Here is a 14,467-nt window from a genome sequence, read left to right as displayed (position 1 = left end):
GACGCCCTCGCTGGTCGACGTGCCGGGGTCGGGTAACCCGGGTGGCAGCCCGTTACACCTGGGGCGCGCTCGTAGAACACCTTCGCACGATCGCCGGCCAGGGGCACCTTCGGGACATGACAGGGGGAAGGCGGCGGAGGTCAGCGCGCGGTCAGGATCCTCGGGCCCGCGTCCGTGATCGCCACCGTGTGCTCGGCGTGGGCCGCGCGGGAGCCGTCGTTCGTCTTCAGGGTCCAGCCGTCGGGCGTCGCGTGGTAGTCGTCCGTGCCGCCCGCGATGACCATGGGCTCGATCGCCAGCACCATGCCGTGCCGCAGCCGCATGCCGCGTCCGGGCCGTCCCTCGTTCGGCACGCCCGGGTCCTCGTGCATCCGGCGCCCGATGCCGTGACCGCCGAAGCCGTCGGGGATGCCGTAGCCGGCGGAGCGGCAGACCGTGCCGATCGCGTGGGCGATGTCGCCGATGCGGTTGCCGACGACGGCCGCCTCGATGCCGGCCGCGAGCGCCCGCTCGGCCGTCTTGATCAGGCGCAGGTCGCCCGGGCGGGGGCGGCCGACGACGAAGCTGAGCGCGGAGTCGCCGACCCAGCCGCCCAGTTCGGCGCCGAAGTCGATCGACACGAGGTCGCCGTCGCGCAGGCGGTAGCGGGTCGGGATGCCGTGCACGATCGCGTCGTTCACCGAGACGCACAGGACGGCCGGGAACGGGGTCGGCGCGAAGGACGGCCGGTAGCCGAGGAAGGGCGAGGTCGCGCCCGCCTCGCGCAGCACGTCGTGCGCCACCTCGTCCAGTTCCAGCAGGGAGACGCCCACGCCGGCGGCCTTCCGCGCGGCCGTCAGCGCACGGGCGACGACCTGTCCCGCCTCGTACATGGCGTCGATCGATGTGTCCGTCTTCAGCTCCACCATGCCAATTACTATACCGGTATTAGAATGGGGGCATGGTGCGCACCCCTCTCACCCCCGAAGAGCGTGAACGCGGCGAGCGGCTGGGCAGGCTGCTGCGCGAGGCGCGTGGCGACCGGAGCATGGCCGAGGTCGCGGCGAGCGCGGGCATCTCCGCGGAGACCCTCCGGAAAATCGAGACCGGACGGGCCCCGACCCCGGCCTTCTTCACGGTGGCCGCGCTGGCCGGCGCGCTCGGGCTGTCCATGGACGACCTGGCCGGGCAGTGCGTCCTCGTGCCGCTCTGACCGGCCCCCGGAGGCGCCCGCTCCGCGGGTGAAAACTCCCTGTAGCACCGCCGTAACACGACTGGTGTTGCCTACGGGGCGGAGTGCTCCGGTCTGGCGGGAGTTGAGCGATGACGGCGGATCAACTCCCGGCGGCAGTGCGGGAGTTCGCGACCTACCTGGACGGTCTCCTGGCGCGTGTGGACCCGTCCGGCGGCTGGTGCGCGGTGTTCTGGCAGCGGGACCCGGAGGGCATGCGGGCCTGCCTCGACGGGCGTGAGGTGCCGCCCTGGGACGTGGTGGAGTCCCTGCTGGCCGATCTCGCCGGGGCGAACGGGCCGGAGGGTGCCGGCCCCGAGACCGGACACGCCCGCTTCCTGCACACCGCTGCGCTCGCCGCGTACGACAGCCGCCCGGGCGGAGGCGAGGCCCTCGGCGACCGCCTCGACGCCATGCTCCGCGAGCAGAAGTACGCCGCGGAACGCCAGGCCGCCCTGGCCCGCCAGCTGACCTCGGCCACCACCCGGGACCAGGCGGACGCCCTCCGGGTGGACCTGGCCTGGGCACGCGACGACCTCGCGCGCGCGACCGCGCGCTGTGCGGAACTGCGGGCCCGGATGGCGCGGGCCGACCGCTACCGGCAGCCGGTGACCGCGGGGGAGTGGGCCGGGGCGTCCGCTCCCCGCGGCCCCGTCGGTGCGGCCGGGCAGGACCGGGGGAACGGCGGCCGGCAGGCACCTGCGTCCGCGCCGGGTCGAGGGGTACCGGGGGCGGCGGCTCCCGGCACCGCCCCGGCTCCCGGCACCGCCCCTGCCCCTGGTCCCGCCCCTGCCCCTGGTCCCGCCCTGGCTTCCGGCACCGCCCCTGCTCCTGGTAGCGCCCCGGCTCCTGGTCCCGCCCCTGCCTCTGGTCCCGCCCCGGCTCCCGGCACTGCCCCGACTCCTGGTCTCGCCCCTGCCTCTGGTCCCGCCCCGGCTCCCGGCACCGCCCCGGCTCCCGGCACCGCCCCTGCCCCTGGTCCCGCCCCTGCCTCTGCGCAGCCGCGGAGCGCCCCGCAGCCCTCCGCCCCCTCCGCCCCCAAGCCCCGCAGGCGCCGGCGTGGCGGTGCCCGGTTCGCCGGGGCCGTCGACGAGGACGACGCGCCCGTCGTGGTGCCCGTCGCCGTGCCCGTGCTGCCCGTGCCCGAGACCCCGGCCAGCGGGGCCGGCCTCCGGGGCGCCCGTTTCGCCGGGGCCGCCGAAGAGACGGTCGCCGAGCGCCCGGCGGGGGAGCGGGCCGCGGCCGGGGACGCCGACCGCCACGAGGTCGCGCGGGTCGTGGAGACGCTGGCGCGGCTGCGGGGCGAGGGGCGCAGCGGGGAGGCGCACGCCCTGCTGGCCGAGGTGGCCTCCTGGGGGCCCGCCCGGTTCCCGCTGCTCGCCGAGCTGCTGCACCGGACCGGGCTGGACGCCGACTGGCAGACCCTGCTCTGGGAGGCCGCCTCCCTGCCCGCCGGGCAGCTGGTCGCCGCCGCCGACGCCCTGGCCGCGGCGGGACGCGCGAGCGACGCGCGGCAGCTGCTGCGGCAGGGCGTCGCCCGCCCGCCGGACGAGATCGGCCGCGCCGTCCTCGCGCTGGCGGACGAGGGCCGCCACCGTGAGGTGCGCGTGCTGCTCGACGCCTACGTCACGGCCCGCACCCCCGAGGAGGCCGCCCGCAGCGCCGATCCCGACCCGCGGCGCCTCGTACCGCTCCTGCTGGAGGCCGCCACGGGCGTGTCGGACGAGCGCCGCTGGGACCTTCTGCACGCCCTGCGCGTCGCCGGGCACCCCGCCTGACCGGCCACGCCGTGCCCCCGGCGGCTCACCCGCAGGAGTGCGAATCGCGCGTCGCCCCGCGGGTTGGCGACGATGGTCTTGGCAAGCCCGGGCGGGAGGCTTACGTTCGTGGCTCTACGGCTCGCTTCTACGGGCGTAGAGGCGCAGACGTCGCGTCGAAGGAGCAGCTCATGGCCAACGTCGTACGTGCCGCCCTGGTCCAGGCCACCTGGACCGGCGACACCGAGTCCATGGTGGCGAAACACGAGGAGCACGCCCGCGAGGCGGCCCGCCGGGGCGCGAAGATCATCGGGTTCCAGGAAGTGTTCAACAGCCCCTACTTCTGTCAGGTCGAGGAGCCGGAGCACTACCGCTGGGCCGAGCCCGTCCCCGACGGGCCGACCGTGCGGCGGATGCGGGCACTGGCCCGCGAGACCGGCATGGTGATCGTCGCGCCGGTGTTCGAGGCCGAGCAGCCCGGCTTCTACTACAACACCGCGGCCGTGATCGACGCCGACGGCAGCTACCTCGGCAAGTACCGCAAGCACCACATCCCCCAGCTGAAGGGCTTCCGCGAGAAGTTCTACTTCAAGCCCGGCAACCTCGGCTGGCCCGTCTTCGACACGGCGGCCGGCAGGGTCGGCGTCTACATCTGCTACGACCGCCACTTCCCGGAGGGCTGGCGGGAGCTGGGCCTGGCCGGGGCCCAGCTGGTCTACAACCCCTCCGCCACGCACCGCAGCCTCTCGTCCCACCTGTGGCGGCTTGAGCAGCCCGCGGCGGCCGTCGCCAACGGGTACTACGTCGCGGCGATCAACCGCGTCGGCCAGGAGGAGTACGGCGACAACGACTTCTACGGCACGAGCTACTTCGTCGACCCGCGCGGGCAGTTCGTGGGGGACGTCGCCAGCGACAGCAAGGAGGAACTCGTGGTCCGGGACATCGACCTCGACCTCATCGAGGAGGTGCGGCAGACGTGGGCCTTCTACCGCGACCGCCGCCCCGACGCCTACGAAGGGCTGGTGCGGCCGTGACCCACGACCTCCTCGGCCGCCACCGGGCCGTGCTCCCCGACTGGCTCGCCCTCTACTACGAGGACCCGATCGAGATCACCCACGGCGAGGGCCGCCACGTCTGGGACGCCGAGGGCAACCGGTACCTCGACTTCTTCGGCGGCATCCTCACCACCATGACCGCGCACGCGCTGCCCGAGGTGACCAAGGCGGTGAGCGAGCAGGCCGGGCGGATCATCCACTCCTCGACCCTCTATCTCAACCGCCCGATGGTGGAACTCGCCGAGCGCATCGCCCAGTTGAGCGGCATCCCGGACGCCCGGGTGTTCTTCACCACCTCCGGCACCGAGGCCAACGACACCGCGCTGCTGCTGGCCACGACGTACCGGCGCAGCAACACGATCCTGGCCATGCGCAACAGCTACCACGGCCGCTCCTTCAGCTCCGTCGGCATCACGGGCAACCGCGGCTGGTCCCCGACCTCGCTGTCGCCGCTCCAGACGCTCTACGTGCACGGCGGCGTCCGCACCCGGGGCCCGTACGCCGCGCTCGGCGACGGCGACTTCGTCGCGGCCTGCGTGGACGACCTGGTCGACCTGCTTGGCCACACCCGCCCGCCGGCCGCGCTGATCGCCGAGCCCATCCAGGGCGTCGGCGGCTTCACCTCGCCCCCCGACGGCCTCTACGCCGCCTTCCGCGAGGTGCTGCACGAGCGCGGCATCCTGTGGATCGCCGACGAGGTGCAGACCGGCTGGGGCCGCACCGGCGAGCACTTCTGGGGCTGGCAGGCGCACGGGCAGCACGGGCCGCCGGACATCATGACCTTCGCCAAGGGCATCGGCAACGGCATGTCCATCGGCGGGGTCGTCGCCCGCTCCGAGATCATGAACTGCCTGGACTCCAACAGCATCTCGACCTTCGGCGGCACCCAGATCACCATGGCGGCGGGTCTCGCCAACCTCACCTACCTGCTGGAGCACGACCTCCAGGGCAACGCGCGGCGCGTCGGCGGTCTGCTGATCGAACGGCTGCGGGCCGCCGCCGCGCAGGTCCCGGCCGTGCGGGAGGTCCGCGGGCGCGGCCTGATGATCGGCATCGAGATCACCAGGCCCGGCACCGACGAGGCCGACCCGGCGGCCGCGGCGGCCGTCCTGGAGGCGGCCCGCGAGGGCGGTCTGCTGATCGGCAAGGGCGGCGGCCACAACACCAGCGCGCTGCGCGTCGCCCCGCCGCTGTCCCTGAACGTCGCGGAGGCCGAGGAGGGCGCCGCGATCCTCGAGAACGCTCTGAGGAGCGTCCTGTAGCGGTACACGGACAAGGGAACCTCACATGACCATCGCCTCGGCTTCCCTCGAACCGGCCCTGTCGGTCCGGCAGGTCCTCACCCTGGAACGGGTCCTCGCCGGGGAGCCCGAGGTGGTGGCCGGGGCGAGCCACCTCGACCGGCCCGTGCGGTGGGTGCACGTCGCCGAGGCCGCCGACGTCGGCGTCATGCTCAGCGGCGGCGAGATGGTCCTCACCACCGGCGTGCTGCTCGTCGGCGACGAGGACAAGCAGGCCGACTACGTCCGCTCACTGCACCGCGCCGAGGCGGCGGCGGTCGTCCTCGGACTCGGCCGGGCCTTCCCCTCCCCGCCGGACGTGATGCGCCGGGCCGCCGAGCGCTGCGGGCTGCCGATGGTCGTGCTGCACCGGCCCTTCCCCTTCGCCGAGCTGACCGAGGAGGTGCAGTCGCGGCTGGTGCGGCGCAAGTTCGCCGCCGTCAGCCTCTCCGAGGCCGTCCGCACCGAACTGACCGCCCTCATCACCGCGGGCGCACCGCTGCAGCGGCTGCTCGACGAGGTCGCCCGGCACGCCGGCTGTCCCGTCGTCGTCACCAACCTCGCCCACCGCGTCCTCGGCACGGCGGGGGAGCGGCCCGCGGTCGACGACGTGCTGCGCGACTGGGAGCGCATCGCCCGGCAGGCATGGGGGCACCGCCCGGGCCGTTCCGGCACGGGCGGTGCCGGGGGCGACGGCTGGATCCGGGCCGAGCTGGGCGGGCGCGGGGAGCGCTGGGGCCGGATCGTGCTGTGCGGCTACCGCGGCGACACCGCCACCGGACGGCTGCTGGCCGACCGCGCCGCCGAGGCCCTCGTCCTGCACCGCATGCTGGCCGGCGCCGCCGCGGGCTCCTGGGAGGAGCAGTCCGCGCAGAGCCTGCTGACCGACCTGGTCAGCGGCGTCGTGCCGGCGCGGCAGCTGCTGCCCCGGGCGCGGGCCGCCGGACTTCCGGTGAACCGGCGGACGTTCGTGCCGCTGGTCGTCCGCGACGGAGACCCGGCCCGTCTCGAACGGCTGCTGCGGCTGCTCGGGCTGCCCGGGCTGGTGGCCGAACTGGCCGACGGGGCCACGGCCGTGCTGCTCAGCCTGCCCCACGACCAGGACGCGGCCGCCCTCGCCGCGCACTTCGCGACCCGGCTGCGCACGGAGTCCGGGACGGCCCGTACCGTCGTCGCCGCTGCCGACCCGCGCGCGGCCTGGGACGACGTGCCCACCGGTCTGCTCGAGGCGCAGCACGTCGCGGACGCCGTCGCCGGCTCCTCCCCGGTCCTCGACCTGCCGCCGGTGGTCCGCCTGAGGGACGTCCATCTGCGCGGCCTGATCCGCCTGTTGCGCGACGACCCGCATGTGCAGTCGTTCGCGGAGCGGGAGCTGGACGGGCTGCTGTGCGCGGCGGACGAGGAGCTGCTGTCCGTGCTGCGCACCTACCTCGCCACCGGCCGCAACAAGTCCCGCACCGCCCAGCTCCACCACGTCTCCCGGCCGGCCCTCTACCGGCGCCTGGAAGCGATACAGACCCGGCTCGGCGTCGACCTCGACGACTTCGAGCAGGCCGCCTCGGTGCACATCGCGCTCCTCGCGCACGACGCGCAACAGCAGTGAAACACGCAACCACCTGGGAAAACGGCGGTGAAACATGAGACCGTTCGAGAGTGACACGGTGGCACGCCGCACGTCCCCGGACGTGACATGGTGCCACTCAAACCGGACGTCCCGGCTTCCTAGGCTCACGGCACACCGAGCGACCGGAGGTCCCGATGAGCCGAGTGATCCGCGCCGCCGTCTTCCAGACCGCCTGGACCGGCGACAAGGAGTCGATGATCCAGGTCCACGAGCAGGCCGCCCGCGACGCAGCCGCGCAGGGCGCCCAAGTCCTCTGCTTCCAGGAGCTGTTCTACGGCCCGTACTTCTGCCAGGTGCAGGACCCGGCCTTCTACGCGTACGCCGAGCGGATCCCCGAGGGCCCGATCGTCCGCCGCTTCCAGGCCCTCGCGAAGGAACTGCGCCTCGTGCTGGTGCTGCCGATGTACGAGGAGGAGCAGCCCGGCGTCCTCTACAACACCGCCGCCGTGATCGACGCGGACGGCTCCTACCTCGGCAAGTACCGCAAGACCCACATCCCTCAAGTCCAGGGTTTCTGGGAGAAGTTCTACTTCCGTCCCGGCAACTCCGGCTGGCCCGTCTTCGACACCGCCGTGGGCAGGGTCGGCGTCTACATCTGCTACGACCGGCACTTCCCCGAGGGCTGGCGCGCCCTCGGCCTCGCGGGCGCCGAGATCGTCTTCAACCCCTCGGCCACCTCCCGGGGCCTGTCCGGCTACCTCTGGCAGCTGGAACAGCCGGCGGCGGCCGTCGCCAACGAGTACTTCGTCGGCGCGATCAACCGGGTCGGCGTCGAGGAGTACGGCGACAACGACTTCTACGGCACCTCGTACTTCGTGGACCCGGAGGCCCAGTTCGTCGGCGAGGTGGCGAGCGACAAGGAGCCCGAACTGGTCGTCCGCGACCTGGACCTGGCCACACTCCGCGAGGTCCGCGACCGCTGGCAGTTCTACCGGGACCGGGCGCCCGGAGCCTACGGCCCGCTGACGGCCCCCTAGGGGCGCGGGGCCGTATGCGGCATGCGGCTGCCGCCGCGTGCGCGCGACCAGCCACGACGAACCCGCACGCATCCACAGTGAGGAGCGCCCGATGACCCGAACACTGATCCACGGCGGTCTCGTCATCACAGCTTCCGACGAAGTCCACGCCGACGTCCTGATCGAAGACGGCCGGATCGCCGCCCTGGCCGCGCCCGGAGTCCTCACCGCCGACCGCACGATCGACGCCACCGGGAAGTACGTCATCCCCGGCGGCGTCGACGCCCACACCCACATGGAGCTGCCCTTCGGCGGCACCTTCGCCTCCGACACCTTCGAGACCGGCACCCGCGCCGCCGCCTGGGGCGGCACCACCACGATCATCGACTTCGCCGTGCAGAGCGTCGGGCAGGCCCTGCGCGAGGGCCTCGACGCCTGGCACGCCAAGGCCGAGGGCAACTGCGCCATCGACTACGGCTTCCACATGATCGTCTCCGACGTCAACGAGGACACCCTCAAGGAGATGGACCTGCTGGTGGAGGAGGGCGTCACCTCCTTCAAGCAGTTCATGGCCTACCCGGGCGTCTTCTACAGCGACGACGGCCAGATCCTGCGCGCCATGCAGCGCTCCGCCGACAACGGCGGCCTGATCATGATGCACGCCGAGAACGGCATCGCCATCGACGTCCTGGTCGAACAGGCCCTGGCCCGCGGCGAGACCGACCCGCGCTACCACGGCGAGGTCCGCAAGGCCCTGCTGGAGGCCGAGGCCACCCACCGCGCCATCCGGCTCGCCCAGGTCGCCGGCGCGCCCCTCTACGTCGTGCACGTCTCGGCGATGGAGGCCGTCGCCGAACTGGCCCGGGCCCGCGACGAGGGACTGCCCGTCTTCGGTGAGACCTGCCCGCAGTACCTGTTCCTGTCCACCGACAACCTCGCCGAGCCCGGCTTCGAGGGCGCCAAGTACGTGTGCAGCACGCCCCTGCGGCCGCGTGAGCACCAGGCCAGGCTCTGGCAGGGGCTGCGCACGAACGACCTCCAGGTCGTCTCCACCGACCACTGCCCCTTCTGCTTCACCGGCCAGAAGGACCTCGGCCGCGGCGACTTCTCCAAGATCCCCAATGGCCTGCCGGGCGTGGAGAACCGGATGGACCTGCTCCACCAGGCCGTCGTCGACGGGCACATCTCCCGCCGCCGCTGGATCGAGATCGCCTGCGCCACCCCGGCCCGCATGTTCGGCCTGTACCCGAAGAAGGGCACCATCGCCCCGGGCGCCGACGCCGACGTCGTGATCTACGACCCGCACGCCGAGCAGGTGATCTCGGCCGAGACCCACCACATGAACGTGGACTACTCGGCGTACGAGGGCCGGCGGGTCACCGGCCGGGTCGAGACGGTGCTCTCGCGCGGAGTCCCCGTCGTCACCGAGCGGGAGTACACCGGGCACGCCGGACACGGCGTCTTCACCCCGCGTTCCACCTGTCAGTACCTCAACTAGGAGTGGTGCGGATGGACTTCGGACTCGTCCTGCAGACCGACCCGCCGGCCTCGCGGGTGATCAGCCTGATGAAGCGCGCGGAACGCAACGGTTTCACCCACGGCTGGACCTTCGACTCCGCCGTGCTGTGGCAGGAGCCGTTCGTGATCTACAGCCAGATCCTGGCCAACACCACGAAACTCAAGGTCGGGCCGATGGTGACCAACCCCGGCACCCGCACCTGGGAGGTGACCGCCTCCACCTTCGCCACCCTCAACGACATGTTCGGCAACCGCACGGTCTGCGGCATCGGCCGGGGCGACTCCGCGATGCGCGTGGCCGGCCGCAAGCCCAACACCCTGGCCCGGATCAGCGACGCCATGCGGGTCATCCGGGCCCTCGGCAGCGGCCGCGAGGCCGACCTCGGCGGCGGCAGCGTCGTCAGCTTCCCGTGGATCAAGCCGGACGCCGAACTGCCCGTCTGGATGGCCGCGTACGGTCCCAAGGCGTTGAAGATGGCCGGGGAGGAGGCGGACGGGTTCATCCTCCAGCTGGCCGACCTCTATCTGACCGAGTACATGGTCAAGGCCGTGAAGGACGCGGCCGTCGCCGCCGGACGCGACCCGTCGGAGGTGACCGTCTGCGTGGCCGCCCCCGCCTACGTCACCGAGGACGACTCGCCCGAGGCGCTCGCCCACGCGCGGGAGCAGTGCCGCTGGTTCGGCGGCATGGTGGGCAACCACGTGGCCGACCTGGTCTCCAAGTACGGCGAGCACTCGGCCGCCGTCCCCGGCGAACTGACCGACTACATCAAGTCCCGCGAGGGCTACGACTACTCCCACCACGGCCGGGCCGGCAACCCGGACACCCGGTTCGTGCCCGACGAGATCGTCGACCGGTTCTGCCTGATCGGCCCGGCCGAGCGGCACATCGAGAAGCTGAACGCGCTGCGCGCACTGGGCGTGGACCAGTTCGCCGTGTACGACATGCACGACGCGCAGGAGGCCGTGATCGACGCCTACGGATCTCGGGTGATCCCGGCCGTCAACGGCTGAAGCCTCCCCGAACCCCTTCGCTCTCCCCCTTCCCCCGGCCCGGGAAGGGGGAGCAGGACGCCCCCGGGCGCACCCCCCCATCGGCATCACCCGCACGGCCATTCCCGTCCCGCCTCCCGATTGGCCCGGCCCATGACCGATACCGCTCCCACGGCCACACCCCCGACCACCCAAGTCACCCGCGCCGACGGCCGCGTGGAGATCGCCCCGGGCGCCCCGGTGCCCAGCGGTCCCTACGCCAACGAGGACCTGCTGCCGGTCCCGGTCGCCCAGCGCACCTGGACCACGTACAACTTCTCCGCGCTGTGGGTCGGCATGGCCCACAACACCGCCTCCTGGACCCTGGCCTCCGGGCTCATCGCCGTCGGCATGGACTGGAAGCAGGCGGTGTTCACCATCGCCCTCGCCAACGTGATCGTGCTGATACCGATGCTCCTCACCGGGCACGCGGGACCCAAGTACGGCATACCCTTCCCGGTCTTCGCCCGGGCCTCCTTCGGCATCCGCGGCGCCAACCTGCCCGCCGTCGTGCGCGCGCTGGTGGCCTGCGGCTGGTTCGGCATCCAGACCTGGATCGGCGGCGAGGCCATCTACTTCCTGGCCGGGAAGCTGATCGGCAGCGGCTGGACGGACGCCGCGAAGGTCGGCGGCTACGCCTGGACCATGTGGCTGTCGTTCGCGATCTTCTGGGCGCTGCAGGTCGTCATCATCTACCGCGGCATGGAGACGATCCGCCGCTTCGAGAACTGGGCGGCGCCCTTCGTGCTCGTCGGCGCGTTCGTGATGCTGTGGTGGATGAGCGACAAGGCGGGCGGCTTCGGACCGCTGCTGGACCAGCCCTCCAAGCTCGGCTGGGGCGCCGACTTCTGGACGCTGTTCGCCCCCGCGCTCATGGGCATGATCGGCTTCTGGTCCACGCTGTCGCTGAACATCCCCGACTTCACCCGCTACGGCAGGAGCCAGAAGGCCCAGACCTGGGGCCAGGCCCTCGGCCTGCCCACCACCATGACGCTCTTCGCGTTCCTGTCGGTGATGGTCACCTCCGGCAGCCAGGCCGTCTACGGCGAGGCCATCTGGGACCCGGTCCAGCTCGCGGCGAAGACCGACAACACCGTCGGCCTGCTCTTCGCGCTGGTCACCGTGCTGGTCGCGACCCTGTCCGTCAACGTCGCCGCCAACCTGGTCTCCCCGGCGTTCGACTTCTCCAACATCGCGCCCCGCCGTATCAGTTTCCGCGCCGGCGCCCTCGCGACCTGCGTCCTGGGCGTGCTGATCTTCCCGTGGAAGCTGTACTCCGACCCGCAGGGCTACATCTTCACCTGGCTCGGCCTGGTCGGCGGTCTGCTCGGCACCGTCGCCGGCATCCTCATCGCCGACTACTGGATCCTGCGCCGCTCCCGCTTGGACCTCGCCGACCTCTACCGCCCGGGCGGCCGGTACTGGTACGAGGGCGGCTGGAACTGGCGGGCCGTCGTCGCCTTCGCGGCCGGAGGCGTCCTCGCCGTCGGCGGCGCGAGTTTCAAGCCGCTCGTCGACGGCCGTCCCGTCCCGGCACTCGCCGATCTGGCCGACTACGGCTGGGCCGTGGGCCTCGGCACGTCGATGCTGCTGTACCTGCTGCTGATGGCGCCGCGCGGCCGCGCGGCCCGCTGAACTCCGGTGACCGCCGCGCCGGAGGACGCTAGCCCTTCTCGCTCTCCAGCGCGGCCACCGCTTCCTTCGCGGCCCTGATGGCGCCCTTGTTGATGGTGTCCGTGCCGGGCGCCTTCTTGGACTCGAAGTCGCTGCCGTTGTAGGTGATCGTCACCAGCGCGTTGGACGCGCGGGCGACCACGACGCCCTCACGGGTCTGCTGCTTGTCCTCGGTGGTGAGGTTCACGACGGAGTACGCGCTGTCCCCCAGACCGGGGACGGCCCCGCCGCCGCTCCTGCGCTCCAGCTGCTCCCGGTAGGACTTCTCGGCCGCCTCGTCCGACGCCATCACCTCGTAGGAGACGTCGAGCCAGCGGTAGTCGTAGCCCTTGAGCGCGTTCCACGAACAGGTGCGGCGCAGCTTCGCGTCCGTGGACGGGATCTCCTTGCCGGCCGTCCTGGCGCCCGGCACCAGCGACTCGATCGTCTTCTCGGCGACGCTCTCGCACGGCGCGGGCGCCGCCTCGTACGTCTTTGACTCCGTCGAGGTCGAGGGAGTGGCGGCGGACTGGGTCTCGGTCTTCTCCTCGGCCGGCCCGGGCTCGGCGGCCGTCGGCGCGGCGAGCGGACCGGACGACAGCGCCCAGCCCGCCGCGGCGAGCACGACCACCGGGGACAGGCGTGCGGTCAGGGCGAGAGGCAGGGGTAGGGAACGCACGGCGCCCTTCTCGTGGGGGAACGGACGGTGCGGAACGGGTCCGCACGGCGGACGGGACGACAGTTTCACACGACTCCCTGTGGGGCGGAAGGGCGAACTCGCTGCGTGGCCGCGCGGTGACGGCGCCTCGGTGAGGACCGCCGCGATTTCGGCGGGTTGGCTGAGGAGTGGGGGATTTGCGCGGGGCGCCGGGCGGAGCCCGTCCCGCGAGCGGCCGGCACCGGCGCTGATCCCACACCGGACGATGTCCGGGCGAGGGCACCGGTGCGAACGGGGTACACGCCTGGCCTGATGATGATGATCGTGCCGGGCGGGAGGCCGCAGTGACGCTTTCGGACGTGGTCTACGTCTGTCTGGGACTGGGAGCGCTGGGGGCGGCCGTGCTGCCCCGGGTGGTGTCCAGACGGCCGCTGTCCCTGCCCATGGTCTTCCTCGCCGCGGGGATCCTGATCGAACTGCTGCCGGTGGGTGTGCCGGCGGTGGATCCGGTCCGTGACCGCCTCTGGGTCGAGCACACCACCGAGGCGTGTGTGATCGTGTCGCTGATGGGGGCGGGGCTCGCGATCGACCGGCCCTTCGGATGGCGCCGGTGGTCCAGTGCCTGGCGGCTGCTGGGCGTCACGATGCCGCTGACCGTGGCGGTCGTCGCCCTGCTGGCCTGGGGGCTGCTCGGCTGGCCGCCCGCCGCCGCGCTGCTGCTGGGCGCCGTGCTCGCGCCGACGGATCCCGTGCTGGCCGGTGAGGTGCGCGTGGGGGAGCCGCTCGAAGGCGAACGGGACGAGGACGAGGTGCGGTTCTCCCTGACCAGCGAGGCCGGACTGAACGACGGCCTCGCCTTCCCGTTCGTCTACGCGGCCGTCGCCCTCGCCGCGGCGGCCGGGACGGGATGGTCGGCGGAGTGGATCGGTTCGTGGGCCCTGAGCGACCTGCTGGGCCGGTGTGCCGTCGGGCTGGCCGTCGGGGGCGGCGTCGGCTGGCTGCTGGGGTGGATGTTCTTCCGGGTGCGCACCCCGGAGCTGCGGCTGTCCGAGCACATGGAGGGCTTCGTCGCGCTGGGGGCCACCTTCGTGTCGTACGGCATCGCCGAGGTGCTGCACGGCTACGGCTTCCTGTCCGTGTTCGTGACCGCCTGCGTCATCCGGGCCGCCGAACGCAGCCACGGCTACCACAAGGTGCTGCACGAGTTCACCGAGCAGATCGAGCGGTTGCTCACGGCCGTGCTGCTGTTCCTGCTCGGCGGCTACCTGGTGGCCGGTGCCCTGTCCGCCCTGACGCCCAGGGGCGCGGTGCTGGGTGTGCTCGTGCTGCTGGTCGTACGGCCGCTGACCGGATGGCTGGCACAGGTACGCAACGGCACGGGGAGGAAGGAGCGTGCCGTGATCGCCGTGTTCGGCATCCGGGGGATCGGGTCGCTGTTCTACCTGGCCTACGCGCTGGGGCAGGACTCCTTCGACGGACTGGCACGGGAGCTGTGGGCGGCGGTGGCCCTCACCGTGGTGATCTCGGTGGTCCTGCACGGCGTGATGGCGACGCCGGCCATCGGGCACCTTGACCGGCGGCGCGACGGCGCCGCACCGGGCGGCCCCTAGGCGGCAGGCATGAGCGGCAGGGGGCCCTGGGGAGGAGAAGGTCCCGTACGTGTTCTCCTGTTGCCCCCCCCGGCGGCCCGCTCCCGGGCCGGCCGACGTCCACGACACCGAGGT

12 protein-coding genes are annotated in these 14,467 nt (G+C 72.6%); 10 read left to right on the top strand and 2 right to left on the bottom strand.

Going from position 1 to position 14,467, the window contains the following annotated elements; all coding sequences use genetic code 11:
* Positions 1-140: 140 nt before the first annotated feature.
* Entirely contained in the window at positions 141-908 is a 768-nt protein-coding gene (map, locus tag ACF07N_RS22710) for a type I methionyl aminopeptidase (protein WP_392115736.1), read from the bottom strand.
* Between the two features lie 32 nt (positions 909-940).
* Here map and ACF07N_RS22705 point away from each other — a divergent pair, with 32 nt between their 5' ends.
* From ACF07N_RS22705 to ACF07N_RS22665, 9 genes are all read left to right on the top strand, one after another.
* Positions 941-1,192 carry a helix-turn-helix domain-containing protein gene (locus tag ACF07N_RS22705; protein ID WP_383580407.1) on the top strand — a complete coding sequence of 84 codons (252 nt, stop codon included), beginning with the start codon at positions 941-943 and terminating at the stop codon, positions 1,190-1,192.
* A 110-nt stretch (positions 1,193-1,302) separates the two neighbouring features.
* Positions 1,303-2,988 carry a hypothetical protein gene (locus ACF07N_RS22700; RefSeq protein ID WP_392115733.1) on the top strand — a complete coding sequence of 562 codons (1,686 nt, stop codon included), beginning with the start codon at positions 1,303-1,305 and terminating at the stop codon, positions 2,986-2,988.
* Positions 2,989-3,158: 170 nt separating this feature from the next.
* The gene (locus ACF07N_RS22695; RefSeq protein WP_383322009.1) at positions 3,159-4,001 is read left to right on the top strand and encodes a nitrilase-related carbon-nitrogen hydrolase; all 843 of its coding nucleotides are present in this window, start codon (positions 3,159-3,161) and stop codon (positions 3,999-4,001) included.
* Positions 3,998-5,284 carry an aspartate aminotransferase family protein gene (locus tag ACF07N_RS22690; protein ID WP_383580400.1) on the top strand — a complete coding sequence of 429 codons (1,287 nt, stop codon included), beginning with the start codon at positions 3,998-4,000 and terminating at the stop codon, positions 5,282-5,284. Before ACF07N_RS22695 ends, ACF07N_RS22690 begins: the two co-directional genes overlap by 4 nt.
* A gap of 25 nt (positions 5,285-5,309) precedes the next feature.
* Positions 5,310-6,905, top strand: a complete 1,596-nt coding sequence (locus ACF07N_RS22685) for a PucR family transcriptional regulator (RefSeq protein WP_392115728.1) — start codon at positions 5,310-5,312, stop codon at positions 6,903-6,905.
* Positions 6,906-7,060: 155 nt separating this feature from the next.
* A complete protein-coding gene (locus ACF07N_RS22680; RefSeq protein WP_392115725.1) occupies positions 7,061-7,903 on the top strand; it encodes a nitrilase-related carbon-nitrogen hydrolase in 843 nt (280 codons plus the stop codon).
* Positions 7,904-7,994: 91 nt separating this feature from the next.
* Complete coding sequence (gene hydA / locus ACF07N_RS22675) at positions 7,995-9,380, top strand: dihydropyrimidinase (RefSeq protein ID WP_392115722.1); 1,386 nt, start codon at positions 7,995-7,997, stop codon at positions 9,378-9,380.
* Between the two features lie 11 nt (positions 9,381-9,391).
* Positions 9,392-10,414 (top strand): TIGR03842 family LLM class F420-dependent oxidoreductase, encoded by a 1,023-nt coding sequence (locus tag ACF07N_RS22670; RefSeq protein ID WP_392115719.1) that lies wholly within the window; start codon positions 9,392-9,394, stop codon positions 10,412-10,414.
* Between the two features lie 132 nt (positions 10,415-10,546).
* Positions 10,547-12,067, top strand: coding sequence for an NCS1 family nucleobase:cation symporter-1 (locus tag ACF07N_RS22665; protein ID WP_392115716.1), 1,521 nt, complete (start codon positions 10,547-10,549; stop codon positions 12,065-12,067).
* A gap of 28 nt (positions 12,068-12,095) precedes the next feature.
* On the opposite strand, the gene ACF07N_RS22660 is transcribed toward ACF07N_RS22665, so the two are convergent.
* Entirely contained in the window at positions 12,096-12,764 is a 669-nt protein-coding gene (locus tag ACF07N_RS22660) for a hypothetical protein (protein WP_392115713.1), read from the bottom strand.
* A 323-nt stretch (positions 12,765-13,087) separates the two neighbouring features.
* Here ACF07N_RS22660 and ACF07N_RS22655 point away from each other — a divergent pair, with 323 nt between their 5' ends.
* Entirely contained in the window at positions 13,088-14,353 is a 1,266-nt protein-coding gene (locus tag ACF07N_RS22655) for a cation:proton antiporter (RefSeq protein ID WP_392115710.1), read from the top strand.
* The last annotated feature ends 114 nt before the right edge of the window (positions 14,354-14,467 follow it).

The sequence above is a fragment of the Streptomyces sp. NPDC015242 genome, from assembly GCF_043079125.1.
GTDB lineage: Bacteria > Actinomycetota > Actinomycetes > Streptomycetales > Streptomycetaceae > Streptomyces.
The sequence above is the reverse complement of the archived record's forward strand: the minus strand, read 5'-3'. Positions and strand labels throughout refer to the sequence as shown.